Raw genomic sequence first — 23358 nt, 5'->3', positions numbered from 1 at the left:
GTTAATCGGGCGCTACAAGATGATATTTATCCGACAGGTCCAAGATTAGATCCCTATACATATGGGAAGAAGAGGGAAACCCATGCAGGAGCAAAAGGGTGGGTCGGCGGGAATCCCCCGCCTCCCTGTAAAATATATCCAACCCATCTATCCGTATGGACTTATAAAATACCCTCCCCTTCGTTGATGTCGGCAACTCGCTGGTTTTCATACCTATAGTCAATAAGCTACCGTAAAACGACGATTGATGAACGCACCATTCTCCAACTCATCCAAGAGGGCCACAACAAGGTCTTCGGCAGAAATCCTACTAACTCCCTTGTCATCAAACACCGGCTGGTCAGTACCCTGCCTGTATTTTCCCGTCCTGCCTGTCGTGATACCTGCATGCATTTCAATGGCCGGAGAAAGAAATGTCCATTCCAATTCGGTCTCCTTTTTCAGGATGTTCAAATAGTCCCTTGCAGCAGTGGCACCTGCTTTCCAGGCAGAAGGGAACTCAGGCGTATCCACCAATTGTACCCCCGGTGCTATTTCCAGGCTGCCTGCCCCCCCTATCACCAACAGCCTTTTCACACCTGCTTTTTTGGCTGCCCTTTGGAGGGCCATTGCCCCTTCCAGATATTCTTCATAAAGTCTGGGGTTTTCCCAACCGGGATTGTACGCACTGAGTACAGCTTCATGTCCCTCCAATAAACGGCTGGTATCCGCCGCATCCAATATATCCCCTTGTACCACATCAAGTTGGGGATGATCCAATTTTACCTTGGATGGGTCTCTGACGATAGCGGTCACTTCATGCCCCCTTTCCAGGGCTTCCCGAACAAGATGCGGGCCTACAAATCCGGTGGCCCCGATTACTGCAATTTTCATCATGGTGTTTGTTTAAGTTTATTTTATTGTAATATTTTTTATTACAGTTTTGGTCAAAAAAATTAATCGAACTTCCTGACAAAATCGGCCAGGGTCAATTTTTCCAACCGCCTTTCCAGATACTCTTCTACATCTTTGTACAAATCATCCAGATGATGGTTGATTTGCCTGCCTACGTCGCAAAGGGGGTTGGGCTCGTTTTTGTTTTTTCCAAGCAAGGGTGTCTGCTTTACCGCCCGGTAAATCTCCGACAACAAGATGGCCTGGGCCGGTTTGGCCAGTATAGTCCCTCCTTCTTTCCCTTCCTTGCTTGTCACCAAGCCTTGTTTTTTGAGATTGCCAATTTCTTTTCTGACCGTTGCGGGGTTGATATTGATACTGCCGGCAATAAAAGCGGAAGACAATACTTCCCCTTCAAAACGCTTTAACAGGGTCAGGATGTGAAGAGAAACAGCAAACCGGGCATTGCTCATACTGTAATATTTTTGATTACAGTACAAAGATGAAAGAAGCATTTGGTATAGGCAAGCGATTTGGAAAAAAATTTACTGCCGTTATTTTCCTTACTGCACCCAGTCCCCATCAGGAAGGACGCTTTTAAAATGAGTCTTTCTTGGATTAATATGTGGCCAACGGCCTTTCCGAAGTATTATTTGTTTTCTCCAAACGGAACCGGACCGGGCTTCTCCCTGCCAGTCTCTTGAAAAATGCGGAAAAATAATCGGGGCTTTCGAAATTAAGCTCGTATGCAATCTCCGCTACCGTTTTATGCGTGGACTGTAAAAGTGCCTGCGCGTAGTGTAAACGATTGGTATGAATAACCTGGAGGGCGCTTTTGCCACTTACTTTTTTGATGGTTTCGGACAGATGTTTTGGGCTGATATGCATCATGCCGGCATAATCCCTAACCGTATAGTGTTCCCTGAACTGATCACGAACCAAATGCGAAAAAGTGTTGTAAATCTCTTGATTCCTATCAATGGGAGCTTTGGGACTGGCAATGGGGTATTTTTGTTTTGCCTTCAGCAATAGAATATTCAGGTAGCTTTTGATGATGTCTGCGCTCCATTCACCCGCTTGCTCGTATTCATAATAAATTTTTCCTGCCAAATCGTACAGTTCGGCCATTTCATGTCTCTCCAGTATGATTGCAGGAAAATTCAGGTGATCAAAAAAGGGATAATCCCTGGAAAATTCATGGTTACCCGGAGCGGTCCCCAAAAACTGGGGGCTGAAAAACAGGCTGTAACCCTTGCAATTATGCAGGGAAATGGCTTGGGACAATATTTTCTGCAACCTGTGCGGACTCACCAAGGTCAGCCGGTTTTCCTGCGAAGGGAGCTCAAAACGGTCCACCTGAATATTACAGGCCTGGCTAACATCCAAAGTGATCTCAAAGTAGTTTTGCCGATAGGCTTCTAAATCCTCAAAGCATTCATAGGGAATCTGTTCATACTTTAGGACAAAAAAACCGGATTGCTTGGGCCTTATACCTAACTTTAGCTTTTGTACAAAATCATCTATGTGCTGAAACTGTATCACAGAGGCCATAAAAGATTATTTTAGGGTGGATGCTTTTTAGGTGCTTTAGTAAACAGTGGGGATCCGCGAATGGTTCAAGTGATGAAATCGAAAAACAAGTCGGAAATAACCCTTATTTTTGGCAGTGAATTGAGACGGTTTGAATCAATTTCCCGTATTGAAAATATCGCATAGACATTTGGCGCATATCAACCATTATCACCATAGAAAATGAGAAAAGTAATTCTTAACCTTGCCGTATCATTGGACGGCTTTATTGAAGGACCCCATGGGGAAATTGACTGGTGTATTTTTGATGACGAAGTAGCGGATGAACTGAACCGCTTTATCAGCAATGTGGACACCATACTTTACGGCAGAAAAAGCTATGAACTGTTCGGAAATTACGTACCAGGTTCCGACGGTGATGAAAGTGAAAAGGCTTTTTATGAGAAAGTCGGCCAAATGAAAAAGTATGTGTTTTCCACCACGCTGCAGGAAGCAAAAGCTAACGACAGTCTGGTCAGGGATCAGATAGCGGCCCAAGTCCAACAAATAAAGCAAGGAGATGGCAAAGACATATGGCTTTTCGGGGGAGCGGGTCTGATCACCAGTTTCATCAACCTTAACCTTATAGATGAGTACCAAATCGGGCTCCATCCGGTGGTGTTGGGGGGCGGCTTACCCCTCTTCAGGGACATCAGGGAACGCATCAACCTGAACCTGGTCCAATCAAAGGCTTTTAGATCCGGAATGACTTTATTGTATTATCATCCGAAAGACACGGAGGTATCTGCCGCATAATCCATTTAATATTCATCGAAATCGTAAAAGATGAAAATTCAAAGAACCTTATGTCCCTGATCCAATCCTCCCCACATGCGAAACTAAAAAATGATCCATAACTTCCAGCCTTCCTGATGAAACCAAAAGGAGGTTTTCCAGACGATATCTGATTGTCAATTATCTCCTTCGGTTCATTTGTTTATAATTTGTTTTTCAATGGCCATAACTTGTCGCGCACGTCAGATCGGGATAGCTTAACCCAACCAGCCTCGAACTGGTTTCGGGGAACTTACTTCGGGAAAAGCTCGCATGTTTCGGTTTATGCCCATGCGCCAATAAAAAAATTGAAGTCTGCCGTTCCAATAAGATTGCTGACATCCGGCCCGCCTTAAGCGGTAAATGTGGAAAAAGATATTGTTGATGATCTGCGGACTTCAATACTTGATGCCTCAATGGTCCGAGAAAAAGCCAAACATGGTAGCATCTTACTCGTTCTTCAGTATCTCAGCCGGATTTTTTCGTGCCGCTTTTAGTGAGTGTAGCCCTACAATAAGCAGACAAAGGGTCAATGCCACTAAACCGGCCAGCACAAATAAGCCCCATGGCATATCTATTTTAAAAGAAAATGATAGCAACCAGTTATCTAGAAACAGCCAGGCGGGAATGCTGCCCAGTAGGAAAGCAACAGCCATTAGAGCCATATATTCCCTGGAGACCAATTGCAGTATCTGTGTTACCGAAGCCCCCAGTACCTTTCGGATACTCAGTTCCTTTATTCTCCTGGAAATGGTAAAAGATGAAAGCCCAAAAAGTCCCATGCAACTGATCAAGACGGCCATACCCGAAGCGAAACCAAAAATCCCCTGTAACTTCCTGTCTTCATTGTAAAACCTTTCGATAACTGTATCCAGAAAAGCAAACTCATTGCTTTCATCTGGATAATTACGTTTGAGCAAGGCGCCAAGGGTGGCTTTGGCTTCCGCAACGTCAGTACCCGGCTCCAGCTTCACATTGACGATAGGAAGCAACTCCGGATCATAGTACATGATGAGTGGCCGGATATGCTCACGAAGCGGCCTGGCATGAAAATTACTTGTCACTCCTACTACTGTCAGTCTATCCTCATCATAATCCAGAATTTCCCCTATGATTTCATCGGGATTTTTAAAGCCAAGTTTTTCAACCAATGCCAGGTTTACCAATGTCTCACCGGACACATCCCGGATATTTCTTCCGGCAAGCAGTCTCACACCGTTGACCTCTAAATAATCCTTGTCAATCAATTTAATCTGGGCTTCATACTCTTGCTTTTCGTTCTCACCCCCATATTCGATCGATGAGGTCCATAAACCCGAAGCAGCGATGGTTTCATTGCTCAGACTGACTGCTTTTACAAAAGCCTGTTGCTCCAATTGCGCCTTCAAATTTAGATTGCGCTTCATCGGATCCTTATAAGGTGTTTGCGCGTAGAGCACAACTTCCCTATTGAAACCCAGTTCCTGGTTAGAAAGAAACTGTATTTGACGGTGAATGACCAATACGGAAATGATAAAGGCGATAGAAAGTGTAAACTGGAGCACCGTTAGATTTTTTCTTAAGAATATTCCGAAGCCCCCTCTTACAACAACATTTTCCTGTTTCATCGCCCTGACCGGCTGGTAGTTACCAAGGATCGCCGCCGGATAAAACCCCGGTACAAAAGTCAAAAATAAACTCAGGACTACCAGAAAACACATGTTCTCCAAAGAAAGGTAGTTAACCGCCATCTCTTTGGGTAGATAATCCTCAAAGTAGTGCTCAATCAATTCACACATTAACAGAGAGCATACGATAGCTATCCATATCAACACAAAGGTCTCCACCAGAAACTGCGTTACCAATTGTTTTTTATTGCTTCCCAACGTTTTACGGATACCCACCTCTTTGGATCTGTTGATTGCCTGGGCTGTTTCCAGATTGATAAAGTTCATGCAGGCGATCAGGAGAATAATCATCCCTATGATCAAAATCCCTTTCAAGAAAGTTTTATTGGCTCCGGTGTTGGAGTAAGTAGAGCCGAAATGAAGTTCTGATAGCGGCTGTATGAAAAATTCAGTACTCCTTCCTTCCTCAAATTCTATGTATTTCTCTACAATATGCGCGAGACCGACGGCCATGTCTCCTTTGGGTCTTTTATCTTCCAGCAACAGGAAAAGCTGTGAAGCGGAATTGACGGATTGCCAGTTGTCCATATTGAAGCTATCCTTGCTTTCAAGTGTGGCAAGCGTGCTTTTGGAAATAAAATCAGTAAAAGTAAAATCCGTCCTTTCGGAATAATCCCTTACCACTCCTGTGACACGAACGGCAATGCTGTCACGATAGACATATAGTATTTCCTTTCCTAGCACCTCTCCGGCATCCGAATCGGGGAAATATTTCGCCAGGCTGCTCTCGGTCAGCACCACAGAATGGGGATGTTCCAGCGCTATTTCAGGATTGCCCGCCAGCCATTCCCTTTGGAATATCCGGAAGAAGCCGGGATCGGCAAACGTTACCTTATCCGTCCTCCCCATGTTCATTTCCTGGGAAGGCACCAGTACCATCGTGCCATATAGTGTATAAAAATGCGTTATATCCTCTATCCCCGTTAGTTCCTCCGCTATCACTTCACTTAATGGAAACGGTACACCGGTGTTGACCCAGGACTGGTCCCAATAGCGGGTGGTAGTGGTCACCCTGAATATGTCGTCCTTCCTGGGATGAAAAGTATCAAAACTATAGGAATAAGAAATGACATTAAAAACAACAAAACAAACAGCTATTCCGATGGCCAATCCCAAAATATGGATGGCTGTCCTTACTTTATTTTTCAGAATATTTCTCCAGGCAATTTTGAAGTAGTTTTTCCACATACTATTTCACATTTGGATTGAGGATCACGATGGGCTTACTCCTCTCCCCAATTTTACGCCATCCCTAAAAGACCTGGATTCCCCCGGAAAAGCCGTTTCCTTTCCAATTTTTATTCACTTATCGAACAATTTTGTCCGTCTGCGGTCATTTTTCCACCATTTCCTTCAGATCCTTCGCATTAAATGCCGCGTAACCCGATTGGTCGTTGTCAAAATAAACATAGACCTCTTTACTTTCCTTCTGCCATTCCCGACAGCGGTCGGCCCATTCTTTAAGCTTTGCTTCAGAGTAACTGCCCTGGTACTTCCCTCCAGGCCCATGTAAGCGGATATACACAAAATCCGCTGTGACCTGCAGGGGAGAATGGTGTCCGCCAAGTTCATAGATACAAAAAGCGCAGTTGTATTTCGTCAGCACCTCATAAACCTCCTCATCGTACCAGGTTTCGTTCCGGAATTCAAAGGTATAGCGATGCCCGGAGGGAAGTCTTTTAAGAAATGACTGCAGCCGCCCGGTATTGATGTTCCAGCCGGGAGGCAGTTGAAAAAGAACAGGGCCGGTTTTCTTTCCCAATTTATCCACGTTTGAAAAAAAACGGTCCATTACCTTCTGATCCGCGTTCAATTTCTTCAGATGGGTGAAGTGTCGGTTACCCTTAACGGAAAACAGGAAATCCGCAGGAACTGATTCCTTCCATTTTTCAAAGGTTTTTGGGGAAGGAATCCGATAAAAAGGATTATTGATTTCAACAGTGTTGAAGTGTTTCACGTAATAGGCCAACTGATCCTTCTCTTTCGTATCCTCTGGATAAAAAGTGCCTATCCAGTGCTTATAATGCCACCCGGAAGTACCGATATGTGTTTTGTTCTTTGTGCCCATCTATGAAACCTACCGGAATACTATGGTTACCGGGGTCTATCACAGAAAAAATGCCAGACTTCCGGTAGGCCGGAAAAGAGAGCGTTTATCTTCCTGAGCTCTTACTCAAATAATTATCTGCTGAAAACTTCCCCGGTCCCAATAAAAACACAGCGAGAAACCCCGACATGTACATATAGGCCAATTCCCTGACACCAAATGGATCCGATGCATGGGCAATCAATACGGCGACAACAAAACCAAAAGCCACAAAAAAAGCGACAACCCGCGTAAAAAGACCCATAATCACAAAAACTGGACAGATGGCTTCAACGCTGCCCATCACCAGCATGGTCAGATTTTCCCCCAACCCCAAAGGATCGGGATAGCTGATTTTTCCTCTCCACCAATCTATCAAAGTGGGCCAACCATGCCGTATGCTGAGCGGAAGGCCAAAAAGCAGCCGCAAAGCCAACAATCCCCAATCCCCCGTCTTATCGGCACTGCGGGTATTGAATAGCCAATCCATCAATGGTTTCATGTGTTTATAATTTGTTTTTTAGCGGTCATATGGAACCAAGCCTATTGTAATCATCCCACTGCGTGACGATCTCGTCATGCTCGATTTCATATGATTATATTTTCTTTTCAATGGTCACAACTTGTCCCACACCCAAATCGGGATAGCTTAGACACAACCAAATTCCACTCCCCCACCACGACAACAATGACAACCACCTTAAAACAATAAAAACGTCCCCCTCCTCAGGTCGGGATAGCTTCTCCCCAACCAAGTTCAGGACAATAATCATAGCTCACCATCCATTTGATGCCAAAATGGTCCTCAAACATACCAAAATAAGTCCCCCAAGGCACCTTGGTCAAAGGCATTTCTATACTGCCGTTGACAGATAAACCTTTGTACAGCCTTTCCGTTTCCTGTCTGGTGGGAGCGGACACGTAGATATAGAAATTGTTTCCCATTTTAATTTTTTGCCCCATAGACTCAAGTACATCGCTGGCCATAAGGAGGCTATCTTCTCCAATGGGCAACCCAATATGCATGATTTTGTTCAATTCGTCGTCGGACAATTGGTCAGTTCCTTCCATGGGCATGTCTTTAAAGCGCACGACACTGTCGAATTCCCCTCCAAAGACGGATTTATAGAAATTAAACGCTTCTTCCGCATTTCCTGCAAAATTCAAATACGAGTAGATTTTTATGGTCATAGCTGTCAAGATAAATTTAGTGGGTACACATCGTTATTTCAAAAAATCACTTAACTAAAATAAAATATTTCATGCTGACTGCATATGGTGAAAATGCGACAATTTAGTGGGGCAATTATGACATCTGCCGAAAATTTCCCGATTCCCTGTAGCAAAATCAAACCAAGCCACGTATAGAGGGCAGTATTAACCCAAATAACTATAACTCATGAAAAAGTGGTATAATTTAATTCTGGTATCCGTCTCCTTTTACCTGGTTTCCTGTGATTGGGGAGGCGCTCAGGACGAAAACATCACCCCCAATCTCAGGACTTTACAGGCCTATGAAAAAGAAATGGTATTCAGCAGTTCCCAATTTGCTATCGACCTTTTTCATCAACTGCAGGAAGCCGGTCATCCCAATCAGTTTTATAGCCCCTACAGCATTCATCAGGCATTGTCTATGGCCATGAACGGGAATGAAGGAGAGGTGTTGGATGAGTTTGTGGCCCTGCTTCGTTATGAGGGCATGAGTTTGGAAGAGGCCAACAAAGCGGCAAAAGAACTCACGCAGTTCTTGCTTGATGTCGACCCAAAAGTTAAGATGTCCATTGCAAATGCCATCTGGTACAAACAGGAATTTGAGGTTCATCCTGCCTTCAAGGAATCTGTGACCAACTATTATCAAGCTGAAGTGGCAGGGCTGGATATGCTCAATCCACAGTCTCCCAATATCATCAACCAATGGGTAGAGGCCAAAACTCACGGCCTCATCAAAGATTTGATAGACCAAATTCCCGCGAATGCTGTGATGTACCTGGTCAATGCCATATATTTCAAGGGGGACTGGAAATACCGTTTTCAAGCTTCGAAAACACAAAAAGCACCTTTTCATGTCAGTCCTTCCCAGCAGGTGCAAGTTGATATGATGCAAATGGAGGGGGCCTCCGCTTTCAGGCATTACAGTGAAGGTGATTTGCAGTACCTCGAGATTCCTTACAGCACCGGACAATACAATATGGGCATCATCACTGCTGAATCCCATAATCTAGACGAGTTGGTGGCCGGTTTTACTTTTGAGGACCTGGAGAAATGGCGGGAGAATGCCCAGGAAGCCAACTTTATTCTTAAAATGCCCAAGTTCAAAATGAGTTATAAAATGGACAATATGAAGGAAGATCTTATTGACATGGGGCTGAAAAAACCATTTGCTCCTGATCCGGAAAACTTCACAAAACTCTTTGATCACCCCACAGAACCGATGTATATCAGCAGGGTCATCCATGATGCCATCATCGAAGTAGACGAAAAAGGCACCGAGGCCGCGGCTGCTACCGCTGTGGAAGTGGGCCTCGTTTCGGCTGGCCCGCACACCCCTCGTCCTTTTGTTCTGGATAAGCCTTTTGTTTTCTTTATACAGGAAAACCACAGCGGTGCCATCCTGTTTATGGGTAAACTGGGCAATCCCCAACTCCTTGAGTAAATGGCTTTCCAAATCCGTCATGGAAACTGTGTGTCATTTGTCACAATGATTGCTGTGGAGATGCTATAAATTTGTTCGTACACCAAATTCCGAAGCAATGACATATCACATCAGTAAAACACTTACCCCACAGTCTTTTTCCCAATTAAAGGATAAAGTCACCGCTGCCCTTCAGACAGAAGGTTTTGGCATACTGACGGAAATTGACATACAGGCCACCATGAAGAAAAAGCTGGACAAGGACTATAAACCTATGCTGATTCTGGGAGCCTGTAATCCAGGTTTCGCCGACAAGGTACTGAGCATAGATCCTAACATGAGTGCTATGTTGCCCTGCAATGTAACCATCAGGGAGATGGAGGATGGAAATATGGAAGTCTCCGCCATAAACCCAGAGGCCGCCATGGTACCAGTAGGCAATGATGCAATCGTTCCATTGGCAAAAGAAATCGGTGAAAAACTCAGAAGAGTAGTAGATCAAATCCAGTAATCCAACTATTATTCCATAGGCCAGGTTCCGTACCGGCCATCATACCTGCTCCCCATATAGGCGCCCCATTTGACGGGTTGCCGTATGGGGATGTTGGTTTTCACCATATTGATCTGCATGCCATCAAAAGCGTAGGTATGGTAAAGATTGTCGCTGTGACAAAAAACCACATCCAAATAGCCGTCATTATCCAAATCTCCCACCCAGGGAGTGGAAGAATTGTTATGACCGGGTAAAGGCGGGATCAGTTCGTACTTTTGTTTATTGGCAAAATCCACCACCCAAATTGAATTGGTAAAGACTTTCCTTTCTGCCTCTTTCCCTTCAAGGTTTACACTCATAATGACCTCATCCAACCCGTCATGGTTCACATCATATGCCAATGGCGAACTGGTTTGAAACTCTCCAAAAGTTTCTTCAAACCGCACCCGGCCTTTGTGGCCTTCTACCAGGATGTGTGTCGACTGGGAAAAGAATGGCCAAAACCCTTTGTTGGCCGTGATAAAAAAATCCAAAGGCCCTCCTTTAAAAAAGTTACCCACCCCTACTGAAGCATACATTTCAGTTCCCTGAACCTGATACTTCCAAAGCTGTTTTTTGGTCTTTCCTTCAAAAGCATATACCGTACCTTCCACACCGCATGCTATGATGCTGTAGCGCCCGTCACCCAAGATGTCTACCCAGGCCACAGGGGCGATAAAACCTTTATGAGGACTTTCAGCCAATTTGATGGCCTTGGATAAATCGCCTTTCAATACTTCTCTGAGACCGCATACATACAAACTCCCCCCAACAGTCTCCCCTCCTGTTCCGAACACCACTTCGATCTCTTCCACTTTATCGCCGGGAGAAAGCGCTATGGAATGGTAAGTCTCTTTGCCGTCTGGCATGGGAGCTTCTCCTATGATATGGCCGTTGGAAGCATCGATCGTCATCAGGTGCCCCACAGGCCGGTCCTCATCATAAGGCACCTTCAATACATCTCCTCCGTTGGAAACCAGAATATCGGCCAAACCATCCCCGGTTTGGTCAGGAATGAGTTGAGGATTGTAAAAGTTAAAGTATTTTTTCTGTATCAATGGCCGCAAGTGCTCTTTGGCAAACTCCCAAATCAATTCCCCCGTTTTTCCGTTGACGGCAAACAGGTTGGCTGACCGGCCACCAATGACTACATCCTGAACCCCGTCCCCATCAATATCCATCAGCAGTGCGGAACCGAAAATATGATCACTGGCCGGTAGGCTCCAGAGAATGGTACCGAGCTTTCCATCCAAGGCTACCACCGCAGTATCAGTGGCCTGAAACTCCAGCCTTCCCATACCCACAATGATGTCTCCTACCCCATCACCATTGAGATCTGCCACCCGGGGCGAAGAAAAGGTTCCCAGGTGAGGCAAGTACAGTGACCATGCCAGCTCACCGGATATATCTTTTTTGTGGGATTCTGCTCGATTATGCAGGGAAACACCGGGCTTCGCTATAAACACGGCTGCCAGAATAACAAAAGCCGCCACAGAAAACAATAATACATTCCCCCTTCTCAGCATAGCTCAAACCCTAAAGGCCGTTAACTATACTAAAAATAAGAAATTGGGATAAAATATTGAATACCAACCTATAAATTATTAACCGGCTGTCTACGGCAGAGCAGGGATAGCATCATCCATTTGGTTCCTTATTTTTCAAATACCAGAGAATCCGGGTCTGCCCCTAAATCCCTCAACGCACCTTGGACTACTTCCATAAAAGCAGGAGGGCCACAGAGATAAAAATGCTGGCTTCTAAAATCATTGATCATTTTCTGTAAATAGGCTTTATCAATCAAGCCCCTGTCGAAAGCGGTGTGCTCACCTTTCTCGATGATATTGTAAAACCTATCCCCCAAAATAGATTTAAATTCATCATATAAAATAATGTCATCGTCGGTTTTGTTGGCAAATATCAACTGGTTGTTCCCTACTTCATTCTGCTTGTTAAGATGTCGAAATATGGCGATAAAAGGTGTAATCCCAGCACCTCCAGCAATGAATACGCCCTCACCTTTATAGGATATGGCTCCCCATGCATCACCGATTTCCACCCTGTCACCCACTTGGGCATCCCTCAGTTTTTTGGTGACCCCCTCATGGTCCGGATAGGTTTTAATGGTAAACTCAAGATGCTTGTCTTCAGGAAGGCTGGTGAAAGTAAAAGGACGCTTTTCCTCTTCCCACCCTTCCATAAGCAGGCCCAGTTCCGTCGCCTGTCCTGGTTTGTAGGAATAACCTTCCGGTTTTTCCACAGTGAATGCAAATGTGTCATGAGTCACCTGCTTTTTATCCAAAATTTTTAAACTGAAGGTCGCCATTTTAATTGAAAGGGTTCTACATATGATAACTTTTTTCTATATGCTGTCACTATCAAAGATTAATCCAAAAGGCAAATTTCACCTTCCCGGTCTGCTGATTACAGCCGCCGAACCAGGACTCAAAAGATTGCACCAATATATTTTTGGATTACATAATATCTATATTGTATTTTATTTAATATTTCAAAGTTTTTCAATAATTTATTTTGCATTAATGTTATTAATAGCTAATTTTCATCAATTAAATCACCTAAAAACGAAAAATAAAGACAGTGATTGCATATCAATTTTTATAAAAACAGTGTGAATTTCACCAAAGTTTCCAATACAATGGATTGAAAACAATGAACATAAATCAAGTATTGTTAATTTAAACATTTTGGAATATTATGAATATAGCAATTTTAGGAGAGACCAAATTAGCAATAACTTTGGGCACCAGGTATCTCTCAAGGGGCATGGATGTTTTTTATGGAGTCACAAAGAATTTTGTATTCACCGACATCGAGTGGAAAATTTTTAACAAGTCTGTCGATAGAATGCTGTCATACGAAGAGGCCATCGAAAACGCCGATGTCGTTTTCATATGTTGTGAAAACAAATCCTTAAAGAAAATCTGTCAGGCCTTATCGACTGTGGAGGTTGAAAGCAAAATCATCATCGATTGTACAAATGGTATTTTTTCCACCGGATTCAACTGCAACTCCTCCCTGTTAAAAAAACATGCCGGAGATCAACGGGTATTTAAAGCCTTTAACAACCTCGGTCTGGATTATCCGGGTTCTGATCCCCTGGGTGTGATCAAAGAAACCTATTACTGTGGCGAGGATTGTCCCGAAAAATTCAAAGTCAAAAAGCTTATAGAACTGATCGGGTTTACCGCCATTGATGCAGGGGAATTTGAAAGTGCCCTGCTTTTAGAAGCGTTTTATCACCTAAAAGTGAAGATTTCTTCTCTGAAAGCAGAAAAAACAGACTATCATTTTAAATTAATCTCATTGTAGGATAATTTACCTCAACTCCAGAGTGACGATTCATCAGCTTGATTACCCAAAAATACAATGTTTGAATTGATCGCCTGAACCTAACTTGGCCGCCAAAGAGCATGCTGGTGTATTACGAAGGTTTTTCTTGGAAAAATGAACGTGACCACCTCATTCTATACGGATACATTCCCTATCTTCGGGAAGGCATGAACCATTGATCTTTAGAAACAGATAAAAATGGCTGAGTTTCTGTATTTTCTTGGGGTAATGGCCAAAATGCTGCTTGTTAGCTTGGGTTCCGCGGAAGGGGTTGTTAATGATGATTTTCCCAAGGCTTTTGAACAGCTGGCTTCCGAAGCGAATACGCTCCGGATCCGCGGCAATTTTGACATTGACCAAACCGGGGGCCACCTGCAGGGCATACAGCCTTATAGCAAAAATGGCCAAAATTATGTCTACATGTCCGGCAGCTCTTCAAAAGTTGCGTTTATGACCCTGGCACAGCTGGGAGATGACACCAAAGTCGTGGCCGTAGACACCCTAATGCTTGATCCTTACAGGCATGCCGGAGGTTTTCAGATTTTTGACCAATACCTGGCGGTGGGCATTGAGGACAACCACTTAAGAAACACCTCCAAAGTAGTCATATATGACCTCGAAGAGGTACCAAAACCATGGATAAAACCGTTGCATGTCATCGACAGGGATGGTGAATACGAAAGTGTAACAGCCGGGGCAGTGGGGATCACCAAAGTCAGGGAACATATCCTCATTGCCGTTGCCAACTGGGACTGCCGCAACATTGATTTTTATGTTTGCCCATGGCGGACGTTTCAAAAAGGAAGCGGCGTTTTTCACCTTATCCAAAGCATGGACACGGCCCAGATGCCAAGGGAAAATTGGTCAGACCCACAATGGCATTCTTACCAAAATCTCAATCTCTTCACGGATACGGGAGGGGAAGTATATATGGTTGGTTTTGGAAAAAATGAAAAAGACCAACATGTGGCAGACCTTTTCCTGCTCCAAATAGCAACTGATTTTTCTGAAATTCACCAACCCATGTCGGGAATGGAAAAACCCGTTGGGCTCAAAAAACTGGCGGCAAAAACCTTTTTTCCTTCAGGGTCCGCGGATTTTAAGGCAGGAGCAGGCTTGGGCTGGCTTCATGATGGAAGTATAGGCTTATTTGCCTGCCCCTACCATATCGACGGGAAGTCCGCCATCAATATTTTTTTATCAAAACCTTACCCCCACCATCCAGCTGGCCATTAACAAATTATATACAGCCAGGTTGCCTGCCAAGGTCATTTCGCTGGCTTCCGGCAGATACCCCAGCTGAAATTCGGACAACAGACCGATGGACGCGGGCTTCCCGAGGTCCAGCCCCAGTTTAACGGCAGGATAATAATGAGGCCTGATGAAGTCGATCCTCGCCCTTAGCCCCTTCACATTATTTTGCCCGTCTTCAGGAATATTACCACTTGAATCATGATCCCTGTAAAACCTGCTTGCTCTGGCTAACTCAAATCCCAGACCACCATAAAAATCAATTTTCTCCCTTCGGACTATGGAATGATTCAAGAACAACGGCACGTATATCCGTTGATACCGCACCTTTTCCCTGGAAACATAGGTGGTGACGGTGGTCCCATACTCGCTCTCAATAAAGGTGGAGAAAGAGGAATATCCGATTCCCAGATCAAAAAACATCTTGGGATGTCTTCTGCTCGGCCGCATCCTAAGCAATCCCTGCAGATTGACTGCCATGGCATTTTCAAACTTGTCGGCCCGGGTGTGAACCACCTCCTGGGCCAGCAAAGAATGGTGAGTGCCGCCCGCCATGAAGACGGGCCTGACCACCCGTGAGGGAATCCTTTCCACATGGATAGTATAGGCAGCCTCTTCACATTTGTGGTATTTTTCCAGCATGCTGATGAGGTCAGCTTCAAAAAGCCGGGTCCTGATAATGTCATTTTTCAACTTCGTCCCACAGTGACCGGCCATATGACGGCTCAAAACCCCAATATAACTGTTGTGGACTTTTTCCGCATCAGTTTGATAAGTCATCGAATATTTTTCTACCGGCTTTAATTCCACAATTTCAAGCGGGTTCTGAATATAATACTTACCGGCCCAAAACAACAGATCAAAGTTGCCCGAAAATATGACTTGGGCAAATACCCTTTCCTGGATACCCGGCAGTTTTTTGCTTTTAAAATGCCTTCCGTTTTCCAAAGAAAAGCCGGTGAGCTGGGAAGGCGTATATTCCTCGGATTGACCCGCCGCAGTTACAAACCTCACCCGTCTATATTGAACATGGTCATAATTCCGGGCAACCGTCCCCGGTATTTTTTCTCCATCCAACAGAATGATGTGGTCTCCATGAGCATTTTGAGCAAAAACCGGTGCTGACCACAGCCCTAATCCTATACTTGCCATCAGCGCAACAAAAACATTTTTTTCCATCACATTTTACATTAAAAGTTATATAAAAAACACAATATGGAAAATTAATATATACAAATAGTCTATCTAAAGAATAATATGCCAATGATAATAAAAATACATTTATTATCATGCTGTTGACAGCAAATTCTCAATCCCACATGTTAAGTTACAGGAAATGAAATGTTTTGTCTTAAATTTATTAGCTCATTCATATAAGGTAACGGTTAAAAGAAACGGTCGTCGCGAACGCATGATAAAATTTCTGGACTTAAAATCTATTAATGACAGTTTTGAACCCCAGTTGACATCAACCATTCAGAGGGTGCTGGCCAGAGGATGGTACTTGGGTGGCGAAGAGAAGGATGGGTTCGAAAGAGAGTATGCGAAATACACCGGAACAAAATACTGCATCAGCACGGGAAATGGCCTGGACGCCCTTTTGCTTATCCTTAGGGCTTATGTAACGATGGGGGAAATAAAAGAGGGGGCTGAGGTCATTTTACCTGCCAATACTTTTATTGCTTCACTTCTCGCGGTCTCGGAATGTGGATTAAAACCTGTGCCCATTGACCCCTGTCCGGAAACCTTCATCATCACTGCCGCTGAAATAGAAAAAAAAATCAACGACCATACAGGCGCCATCATGCTGGTGCACTTGTATGGTAGAAATTCTTATGACACCAATATCGCCCAACTGGCAAAGAAATACGGCCTTAAAATCATTGAGGACAACGCCCAGTCAGCGGGGTGCTGTTACAACGGAAAAAGAACGGGCAGCCTGGGAGACGCCGCCGGACATAGTTTTTATCCCGCCAAAAACCTCGGTGCCCTGGGCGACGCCGGCGCGGTCACGACCTGCGACCCGCAGCTTGCCGAAATCATACGCGCGATGGCCAATTACGGCGGACGGAAAAAGTACAGCTACCCTTATAAGGGGATCAATTCCAGAATGGACGAAATACAGGCAGCGGTACTCCGTCTGAAACTCAACAGGCTTGACCGGGACAATGCAAAAAGACGGGCGCTGGCGCTACGCTACCGGGACCGCATCACCTCAGAAAGGTTCAGCCCCCCCCTTTTTCCTGCAAACCCAGAGGAACATGTCTGGCATCTGTTCACGATACAGTGCAAACAGAGAGACCGACTCAGAAGCCATTTGCTGAAAAAAGGTATACAAACCCAGATACATTATCCAATACCTCCCCACCAACAGGGAGCTTATTCCGGACTGGTGAATTATCCCTTGCCCATTACCGAACAAATCCACAGGGAGATTTTGAGCCTGCCTCTGCACCCTTTGTTACCGGAAAGCCAAATCATACAGATAGCGGACGCTTTGGATGACTTCCGCTAATCTCCCTTAGGGACCATCATTGGCCGGTTTTCTCCCGCAGTCGCACACCATCACGTGTAAGCTGAAGTTTATTCAAAACAGGCAGCTTCCCTCCAAAAAGTATTCTGTCAACCCTCAAAAAAAACCCGGAAAGTAGGATGTGGGCTTTTCCGGGTTAAAAAAAATCAGATAGATGCTGGTTTATTATTCAGGCCGCATCGCTACCCCCCGCTCCCTTCATGTGGATGTTATTTCGGCTGAAATTTTCCTGACAAAGGAATTTGATAATCCTACTCAATATACAAAAAATATTGTTTGGATTGCAAATTTATTATTCTAAAAAATTTTATAATAATAAATTATCGAAATGTAAAATATAGTAAAAGTTAGTTTTTTAACGAAAAAGTATTCTAAAATTGCAAAAACCATTTTTAAAAATTATATTTTAGGGTTATAACGCTATTAAAAACGACATTCACCAAATTAATCACATTTCGATATACAAATAGATAGCGATGGGCCCCAAACGCTATACCACCTATTTTTTTTAAGAGTTATTTTATTTCTTTTTCCAAGTAGACGCCGAGATAAAATGCCACTTCCTTGCCCTAAATGAATGGTTTCCGGGAGAAGCGGTATCGGCTTACTCTCCCCGGAAACCTCTTTATTTTATCTCTTTCTAAATGCTTTAAACGCATTGATCAGCCCGTTGGTAGAGGCATCGTGGCTGCTGATCTCTTCTTCACCTTCCAGTTCCGGCAGAATTGATTTGGCCAGTACTTTACCCAATTCCACACCCCACTGATCAAAGCTGTAGATATTCCAAATCACTCCCTGCACAAATATCTTGTGCTCGTACATGGCGGTCAGAGCACCCAAAGTAGATGGATCGATCTTTTTCACAAGAATGGAGTTGGTCGGCTTATTCCCCTCAAAAATTCGGTGTGGGGCTATTTTATCGATTATCTCAGGTGTCTTGCCTTCTTTTCGCATCTCCGCTTTCACCTCTTCCAGGCTCTTCCCGTTCATCAGTGCCTCGGTTTGGGCAAAAAAGTTAGACATCAGCTTCATATGGTGATCTCCGACCGGGTTATGGCTTATGGCTGGAGCGATAAAATCACAAGGTATCAATTGTGTGCCCTGATGGATAAGCTGATAAAAAGCATGTTGCCCGTTGGTCCCCGGCTCACCCCAGATTACCGGGCCAGTGGTATAAGTCACCCTGTTGCCATCACGGTCTATACTTTTGCCATTGCTTTCCATGTTTCCTTGCTGAAAATACGCTGGAAAACGGTGCATATACTGGTCATAGGGCAGTATGGTCTCTGTGGCTGCCCCAAGAAAATTGGTATTCCATATACCTATAAGGGCCAATAATACCGGCAAATTTTCCTCAAAAGGCGTATTTCTAAAATGCTCATCCATATCATAGGCTCCTTCTAAGAGCTCCCGGAAATTGTCAAATCCCAAGGCACAGGCAATGGTAAGTCCTATGGCAGACCAAAGCGAATACCTTCCGCCTACCCAGTCCCAGAATTCGAACATATTGTCCAAGTCAATTCCAAACTCCGTTACAGCGGCGGAGTTGGTAGACAAGGCTACAAAATGCTTGGCCACCTCCGCCTCATCATGGGCATGTTCCAAAAACCAGTTCCGTGCAGTGTGGGCGTTGGTCATGGTCTCCTGTGTGGTAAAAGTTTTGGAGGCAATGAAAAAAAGTGTGGTCTCGGGATTCACCTTTTTCAGAACCTCCGTAATATGGGTCCCGTCCACGTTGGAAACAAAAAAAACTTCCAAGTTGGGGTTCTGATAGGGTTTCAAGGCTTCTGTCACCATAACCGGCCCCAGGTCACTCCCCCCTATACCTATATTTACCAGATATTTAATGGACTTACCAGTGTACCCCCTCCAGGCACCTTCAGACACCCTATCCGCAAACACTTTCATTTTGTCCAACACCTTATTGACATCCTTCATCACATCCTTTCCCTCCACATAGACGGGGCTGTTGCTCCTGTTTCTCAAGGCCGTGTGCAAGACAGCCCTGTTTTCGGTTCCATTGATGGTTTTTCCCGTAAACATCCCTTCAATAGCCCCTTTCAGTTCAACCTGTTCCGCCAGGAGCAGCAGTTCCTTTCTGACCGTGTCATTTATTCTGTTTTTAGAATAATCCAAGAGAATATCCTTGAATCTTACATGGTATTTTTCATATCTGTCAGGATCCTCTTTAAAAAGATTTTTTATTTTTAGGGGATCTTCTGCAAGGGTTGAGAGATTTCTCCAGGCCCCTGTATGTGTCGGATTGATGTTTTTCATCGTAGGTGGTGATTTGACAAGTTAGGGCCGTAAAACTAAAAAAAATCCAGGGTTCTAAAAAGCTAAAGGTGAATTGGCTGAAATTTCACCGTACCTTCTTCTCCCGAAGCGGCATTATCCAATCATGGCTTTTAAACCAGTGCCAGGGCTCCCCTGCCAAATTGACTTGGGGATCAATTAATGGCTGCAATGGCCTACCATTGAGGCTGGCCCTGACATCCGCGTAAACAGCAACCTCTCCCTTTCCTTCCTGTCTGAATTTTTCTTTTAAATATTGGGCATATTGCCAGGTCATGTCCGGGCGTGTGCTGATCCCCGCAATCTGTTTGTGCGTAAGATGTTCCTGAGGCTGGAGTATCCTTTCTTCTCCGTCAGGAAAGACCACCCTGAAGCTTGCCTTTCCATATTTATGGCGAAGCATCATGCGCCAAGCCATCCGGTGTCCCTCTTCTGTCCAGTTCACGTTCCCAGGGTAACTATAATGTCTTAACGGCAACAGGAGCATCAATGCTATGCACACAAGAAACAACATGCAAGTAAGTTGTTTTTCATGCTTATCCGTATGCTGCCATACCTTAAGGGATTGAACCGGCTTATCATTTTTGAAAAAGAAAGACCGTACAGAAGCCGGGGAGAAAAAGAACACGCTCGTGGCCAGCATGAGATAAGGGAATATCCCTATCTGAAAAACAAGACTGTTAAATAGGTGAAAAAACAATGCCGCTGCCAAAGCCCACCACCGTGTGCGCCTCCACCAAACTGCCGGCACAAAGAAAAGATCAAAAGCCACCCCTCCATAAGCCACCGTATATTGTACCCACTCCTTTGTCAGCATAGGGCCGACCAGAAATATATCCGCCTTCGCTTCAAACCATAGTTTGACAGGTTTTGCTGCCAACCAATCCGCCTGCATCTTGGCAATTGCCGCATAAGTATAGACGATCAACAACAGCAGCATAAAAGTCAACCGTGTCCAGTTGGGCACAAAATACTGCCGTTTCACTGCTCCCCGCCACACATCAATGGAAAAATACCCATTGGCCGGTAACACCACAAACAACCCTGTCAATATTACCAACAAGTAATAGTGGTTGTTATAGCTGGATTTCTGCATCCAATAGACAAATGTCCACATACAAAAATAGAGGACAATCGCTGGCCGGTAATACCATCCCAGCATCACCAATATCCCGACGCCTCCCATCAGCAAATAGTAGTAAATCATCCCCTCCCCCGGAAGCGGCTGTAACCAGGGAAAGAAGGGGATAAATGAAAAGGTGAATTCGGGTTCAATAAAAACCTGTCGTACCCAGCCAGTAAAGACAGCGCCGACTCCCTCAAGAAAAAGCAGCAAACCAAAAACCACCCTGAAAATGGCCAAAGGGGCAATGTCTACCGCTTTAAACAAGGTAAACACCAGGCTATTCCATACGTGGCGGACCGATTCCATAGATGGGGAGATAAAATAATATCGCTTAAATATAAGGGACTTTCTCCTTTCTGCATGGCAATACTTAAATGAAATCGAGCATGACGAGACCGTCACACAGTGGGATGCCCCGATAGCCCGATAGCGGGGGGGGGGAAACATGCGAGATTCCATGCCTGCATGCTGAAGTGCATTACGGCACGCAAGCATGTGGCCTATTGAGAAAAAATTATAATCATATGAAATCATGTTTGAAACGATTTTTATATAAGAAACCCATATATCCATAAAATAAAACCAATTGTTTGCTTCATAAAGTTGGGCAGAATTGTTATATTAAAAAGTATGATGCCCCCGTTTACATATTGTGCGGAAATTGTAAATGAAGTCACCAAAAGATATAATAATCCTAACCTTATTTTTTCCCATAGATGAACTTATATGCTTGCACCCAATCCAAAAAACTGTTAAGGAAGGGGGGGGCTTCACCCCTAATTCTTATTTTTTTCTGTTTTTTTATTTCAACTTTTCCTGGTCAAATGAGTTTTGGGCAGTCTGGAAAAGTTGAAGCAAAAGTTCTTTTAATCGCCGCCCCATTTGGGTTAAACCAAGAGGAATTGGCGATGCAACAGAACCAAATTGAAAATGAAAGGATCTTCCGGAATTGGCTTATCATATTGTTTTTCATAACATTAACTGCATTTATCATCAGCATACGCTCCATCAGCGCCCAGAGAAAAGCCAGGATGCTGGTAACATTTCAAAAAGAAGAATTAGAAAAACTTAACAGGGAACTCCTCAAAGAACAACAGAAAACAAGGAAAATGGTAGAAGACCTGAACGAGGTAAACCAAACCAAGGATAAGCTCTTCAGTATAGTCAGCCATGATCTTAAAAGCCCCATCAACAGCCTCAAAGGGTTACTTCAATACACAGTGGACGAAAATTTGAGCCAGGAAGAGTTTTCCTTGGTCTCTGTCAGACTGAGGTATGAGGTAGAACAAGTCCATTTTACCTTGATTAACCTGCTGCATTGGGCAAAAAGCCAAATGAAAGGCATCACCACAGACCCGGAAGAAGTACCCATCAATGAATTATTGGACGATACCCTAAGTCTTTACCAGTCTGTAGCAGACATCAAAAACATAAAAATACATAACAGACTTTTGCCCGACACCTTGTGCTATGCTGACAAGGAACACTGCCTTGTGGTGCTCCGCAACCTGATCAACAATGCCTTAAAATTCACCTATCCAAATGGCAATATTTATATCTATAGCAAGCGGACAACAGCACAAACCTGGGAAATTACGATAGAAGATGACGGGATGGGCATGGATGAAAATACGCAGAAAAACCTTTTCAAAGCTCATTTTGAAAAACACCGATACGGGACCGCCGGCGAAAAAGGTACCGGTCTCGGCTTGCAACTTTCCCGGGATTTTATTGAGAAAAACAAGGGTACCATTTACGTGGAAAGCGCCCTCGGTAAAGGCAGCAAATTTATTCTCACCTTTCCCGCAGCCAATTGATCCTTCGCATCCCAATCAACTTGAAAATGAGAATAATTTACTATATTGACCGCAAATACTTTTCTTTTAGGATAATATGGTCTAAACAACAGGTTGAAGCGGTTATGAAACAAAACACGTTCATCTCATTTAAAATCAAGATTGCCATTGTCTTAACGCTTATTTTATTTTTGATTTTGGTTAAAAGCCTCATTGATAAGAGCAATGTGGACAAACTGGAGGAATCTTTCATCACCGTCTACGAAGACCGGCTGGTGGTGCAGGATTATATCTTCCATATCTCCGAACTCCTATTCAGGATGAGACTCTTGGTTGCTGATACGGAATCAATGGAGGAATATATCTCCGTAAAAAAACAAGTGATGGATTACCATGACCAAATCCTGCGAATCATTGAAGAATTCGAAAAAACCCGGCTTACTGCAAAAGAAGAAGAATACCTGGTCGAATTCAAAGATCTGGTTTCACAAAAACTTGAAATTGAAAGCTATTTCACCAACCTTCACGAAGAAGATAATGCCTATCAACAAAGCGTGGCCAAGTTCAACACTGATTTTGAGCGGGTATTTTTCGACTTGAGGGAGCTGGCAAAAATACAACTTCGGGAGGCGGAAAAACTCACTGACCAATCCTACCGGATCAAGGCCCGCTCGGATATATGGCTGCAATTCGAATATGCCGTGCTTTTTATCCTACTGATTATCATCGGGATACTGGTATACACCTCAAAATCATTACGTCGGAGAAACTTCCATGCTCCTTTTTAATTTACAGCCATTTGGAAAAATCAGTTAACATTGACACTTTTTTATAGGAGGTGTTCTTCCGCTCCCGGATCTGAAAAGATAACCG

At 44.1% G+C, this 23358-nt stretch carries 20 protein-coding genes; 8 read left to right on the top strand and 12 right to left on the bottom strand.

Translation table 11 applies throughout. The features are described 5' to 3' along the window. Positions 1-219: 219 nt before the first annotated feature. The 3 genes from ACFPFU_RS24680 to ACFPFU_RS24670 all read right to left on the bottom strand — a co-directional run bounded on the left by ACFPFU_RS24680 (position 220) and on the right by ACFPFU_RS24670 (position 2424). Positions 220-876, bottom strand: coding sequence for an NAD(P)-dependent oxidoreductase (locus ACFPFU_RS24680; RefSeq protein ID WP_377069250.1), 657 nt, complete (start codon positions 874-876; stop codon positions 220-222). A 59-nt stretch (positions 877-935) separates the two neighbouring features. Then, a complete protein-coding gene (locus ACFPFU_RS24675; protein WP_377069248.1) occupies positions 936-1346 on the bottom strand; it encodes an Rrf2 family transcriptional regulator in 411 nt (136 codons plus the stop codon). Between the two features lie 145 nt (positions 1347-1491). Further along, positions 1492-2424, bottom strand: a complete 933-nt coding sequence (locus ACFPFU_RS24670) for an AraC family transcriptional regulator (protein WP_377069246.1) — start codon at positions 2422-2424, stop codon at positions 1492-1494. A 201-nt stretch (positions 2425-2625) separates the two neighbouring features. Between ACFPFU_RS24670 and ACFPFU_RS24665 the strand changes: the two genes are divergently transcribed. Further along, complete coding sequence (locus ACFPFU_RS24665) at positions 2626-3198, top strand: dihydrofolate reductase family protein (protein ID WP_377069244.1); 573 nt, start codon at positions 2626-2628, stop codon at positions 3196-3198. A gap of 467 nt (positions 3199-3665) precedes the next feature. Here the strand turns inward: ACFPFU_RS24665 and ACFPFU_RS24660 are convergent, their stop codons facing one another. The 4 genes from ACFPFU_RS24660 to ACFPFU_RS24645 all read right to left on the bottom strand — a co-directional run bounded on the left by ACFPFU_RS24660 (position 3666) and on the right by ACFPFU_RS24645 (position 8160). Further along, entirely contained in the window at positions 3666-6071 is a 2406-nt protein-coding gene (locus ACFPFU_RS24660; RefSeq protein ID WP_377069242.1) for an ABC transporter permease, read from the bottom strand. Positions 6072-6216: 145 nt separating this feature from the next. After that, a complete protein-coding gene (locus tag ACFPFU_RS24655; RefSeq protein ID WP_377069240.1) occupies positions 6217-6951 on the bottom strand; it encodes a DUF72 domain-containing protein in 735 nt (244 codons plus the stop codon). Positions 6952-7036: 85 nt separating this feature from the next. Continuing rightward, complete coding sequence (locus ACFPFU_RS24650; protein ID WP_377069238.1) at positions 7037-7471, bottom strand: DoxX family protein; 435 nt, start codon at positions 7469-7471, stop codon at positions 7037-7039. A 224-nt stretch (positions 7472-7695) separates the two neighbouring features. After that, positions 7696-8160, bottom strand: a complete 465-nt coding sequence (locus ACFPFU_RS24645; protein ID WP_377069236.1) for a VOC family protein — start codon at positions 8158-8160, stop codon at positions 7696-7698. A 208-nt stretch (positions 8161-8368) separates the two neighbouring features. Between ACFPFU_RS24645 and ACFPFU_RS24640 the strand changes: the two genes are divergently transcribed. Next, a complete protein-coding gene (locus tag ACFPFU_RS24640) occupies positions 8369-9622 on the top strand; it encodes a serpin family protein (protein WP_377069234.1) in 1254 nt (417 codons plus the stop codon). Between the two features lie 97 nt (positions 9623-9719). Further along, complete coding sequence (locus ACFPFU_RS24635; RefSeq protein WP_377069232.1) at positions 9720-10112, top strand: DUF302 domain-containing protein; 393 nt, start codon at positions 9720-9722, stop codon at positions 10110-10112. 8 nt (positions 10113-10120) lie between these two features. Here ACFPFU_RS24635 and ACFPFU_RS24630 read toward each other — a convergent pair whose 3' ends face one another. Further along, positions 10121-11659 carry an FG-GAP-like repeat-containing protein gene (locus ACFPFU_RS24630; RefSeq protein ID WP_377069230.1) on the bottom strand — a complete coding sequence of 513 codons (1539 nt, stop codon included), beginning with the start codon at positions 11657-11659 and terminating at the stop codon, positions 10121-10123. A 128-nt stretch (positions 11660-11787) separates the two neighbouring features. Continuing rightward, positions 11788-12435, bottom strand: a complete 648-nt coding sequence (locus ACFPFU_RS24625; protein ID WP_377069228.1) for an FAD-binding oxidoreductase — start codon at positions 12433-12435, stop codon at positions 11788-11790. 413 nt (positions 12436-12848) lie between these two features. Here ACFPFU_RS24625 and ACFPFU_RS24620 point away from each other — a divergent pair, with 413 nt between their 5' ends. Together ACFPFU_RS24620 and ACFPFU_RS24615 are read left to right on the top strand one after the other, a co-directional pair. After that, complete coding sequence (locus ACFPFU_RS24620; protein WP_377069226.1) at positions 12849-13463, top strand: NADPH-dependent F420 reductase; 615 nt, start codon at positions 12849-12851, stop codon at positions 13461-13463. A 219-nt stretch (positions 13464-13682) separates the two neighbouring features. Then, positions 13683-14720: a hypothetical protein gene (locus ACFPFU_RS24615; RefSeq protein ID WP_377069224.1), complete on the top strand. Its 1038-nt coding sequence runs from the start codon at positions 13683-13685 to the stop codon at positions 14718-14720. Here ACFPFU_RS24615 and ACFPFU_RS24610 read toward each other — a convergent pair. Continuing rightward, positions 14685-15914, bottom strand: coding sequence for a hypothetical protein (locus ACFPFU_RS24610; protein ID WP_377069222.1), 1230 nt, complete (start codon positions 15912-15914; stop codon positions 14685-14687). The two genes, ACFPFU_RS24615 and ACFPFU_RS24610, sit on opposite strands and share 36 nt — an antisense overlap. Positions 15915-16146: 232 nt before the next feature. Here ACFPFU_RS24610 and ACFPFU_RS24605 point away from each other — a divergent pair, with 232 nt between their 5' ends. Continuing rightward, on the top strand, positions 16147-17250 hold the full coding sequence (locus ACFPFU_RS24605) for a DegT/DnrJ/EryC1/StrS family aminotransferase (protein WP_377069220.1): 1104 nt from the start codon (positions 16147-16149) through the stop codon (positions 17248-17250). Between the two features lie 648 nt (positions 17251-17898). Here the strand turns inward: ACFPFU_RS24605 and pgi are convergent. Both pgi and ACFPFU_RS24595 read right to left on the bottom strand, forming a co-directional pair. After that, a complete protein-coding gene (gene pgi / locus ACFPFU_RS24600; protein WP_377069218.1) occupies positions 17899-19545 on the bottom strand; it encodes a glucose-6-phosphate isomerase in 1647 nt (548 codons plus the stop codon). Between the two features lie 85 nt (positions 19546-19630). Beyond that, on the bottom strand, positions 19631-20995 hold the full coding sequence (locus ACFPFU_RS24595; RefSeq protein WP_377069216.1) for an HTTM domain-containing protein: 1365 nt from the start codon (positions 20993-20995) through the stop codon (positions 19631-19633). Between the two features lie 602 nt (positions 20996-21597). Here ACFPFU_RS24595 and ACFPFU_RS24590 point away from each other — a divergent pair. Then, positions 21598-22506: a sensor histidine kinase gene (locus ACFPFU_RS24590; RefSeq protein ID WP_377069214.1), complete on the top strand. Its 909-nt coding sequence runs from the start codon at positions 21598-21600 to the stop codon at positions 22504-22506. A 104-nt stretch (positions 22507-22610) separates the two neighbouring features. Beyond that, positions 22611-23273, top strand: coding sequence for an MCP four helix bundle domain-containing protein (locus tag ACFPFU_RS24585; RefSeq protein WP_377069212.1), 663 nt, complete (start codon positions 22611-22613; stop codon positions 23271-23273). The last annotated feature ends 85 nt before the right edge of the window (positions 23274-23358 follow it).

Source organism: Negadavirga shengliensis (assembly GCF_042652345.1).
Lineage (GTDB): Bacteria > Bacteroidota > Bacteroidia > Cytophagales > Cyclobacteriaceae > Negadavirga > Negadavirga shengliensis.
Note: the sequence above shows the minus strand (reverse complement) of the source record. Positions and strands in the feature narration are given on the sequence as shown.

What these genes read in the sequence shown, in the direction of transcription:
- ACFPFU_RS24680 (WP_377069250.1), bottom strand. Translation starts at nt 876, where the DNA reads ATGATGAAAATTGCAGTAATCGGGGCCACCGGATTTGTAGGCCCGCAT.
- ACFPFU_RS24675 (WP_377069248.1), bottom strand. Translation starts at nt 1,346, where the DNA reads ATGAGCAATGCCCGGTTTGCTGTTTCTCTTCACATCCTGACCCTGTTA.
- ACFPFU_RS24670 (WP_377069246.1), bottom strand. Translation starts at nt 2,424, where the DNA reads ATGGCCTCTGTGATACAGTTTCAGCACATAGATGATTTTGTACAAAAG.
- ACFPFU_RS24665 (WP_377069244.1), top strand. Translation starts at nt 2,626, where the DNA reads ATGAGAAAAGTAATTCTTAACCTTGCCGTATCATTGGACGGCTTTATT.
- ACFPFU_RS24660 (WP_377069242.1), bottom strand. Translation starts at nt 6,071, where the DNA reads ATGTGGAAAAACTACTTCAAAATTGCCTGGAGAAATATTCTGAAAAAT.
- ACFPFU_RS24655 (WP_377069240.1), bottom strand. Translation starts at nt 6,951, where the DNA reads ATGGGCACAAAGAACAAAACACATATCGGTACTTCCGGGTGGCATTAT.
- ACFPFU_RS24650 (WP_377069238.1), bottom strand. Translation starts at nt 7,471, where the DNA reads ATGAAACCATTGATGGATTGGCTATTCAATACCCGCAGTGCCGATAAG.
- ACFPFU_RS24645 (WP_377069236.1), bottom strand. Translation starts at nt 8,160, where the DNA reads ATGACCATAAAAATCTACTCGTATTTGAATTTTGCAGGAAATGCGGAA.
- ACFPFU_RS24640 (WP_377069234.1), top strand. Translation starts at nt 8,369, where the DNA reads ATGAAAAAGTGGTATAATTTAATTCTGGTATCCGTCTCCTTTTACCTG.
- ACFPFU_RS24635 (WP_377069232.1), top strand. Translation starts at nt 9,720, where the DNA reads ATGACATATCACATCAGTAAAACACTTACCCCACAGTCTTTTTCCCAA.
- ACFPFU_RS24630 (WP_377069230.1), bottom strand. Translation starts at nt 11,659, where the DNA reads ATGCTGAGAAGGGGGAATGTATTATTGTTTTCTGTGGCGGCTTTTGTT.
- ACFPFU_RS24620 (WP_377069226.1), top strand. Translation starts at nt 12,849, where the DNA reads ATGAATATAGCAATTTTAGGAGAGACCAAATTAGCAATAACTTTGGGC.
- ACFPFU_RS24615 (WP_377069224.1), top strand. Translation starts at nt 13,683, where the DNA reads ATGGCTGAGTTTCTGTATTTTCTTGGGGTAATGGCCAAAATGCTGCTT.
- ACFPFU_RS24610 (WP_377069222.1), bottom strand. Translation starts at nt 15,914, where the DNA reads ATGGAAAAAAATGTTTTTGTTGCGCTGATGGCAAGTATAGGATTAGGG.
- ACFPFU_RS24605 (WP_377069220.1), top strand. Translation starts at nt 16,147, where the DNA reads ATGATAAAATTTCTGGACTTAAAATCTATTAATGACAGTTTTGAACCC.
- pgi (WP_377069218.1), bottom strand. Translation starts at nt 19,545, where the DNA reads ATGAAAAACATCAATCCGACACATACAGGGGCCTGGAGAAATCTCTCA.
- ACFPFU_RS24595 (WP_377069216.1), bottom strand. Translation starts at nt 20,995, where the DNA reads ATGGAATCGGTCCGCCACGTATGGAATAGCCTGGTGTTTACCTTGTTT.
- ACFPFU_RS24590 (WP_377069214.1), top strand. Translation starts at nt 21,598, where the DNA reads ATGCAACAGAACCAAATTGAAAATGAAAGGATCTTCCGGAATTGGCTT.
- ACFPFU_RS24585 (WP_377069212.1), top strand. Translation starts at nt 22,611, where the DNA reads ATGAAACAAAACACGTTCATCTCATTTAAAATCAAGATTGCCATTGTC.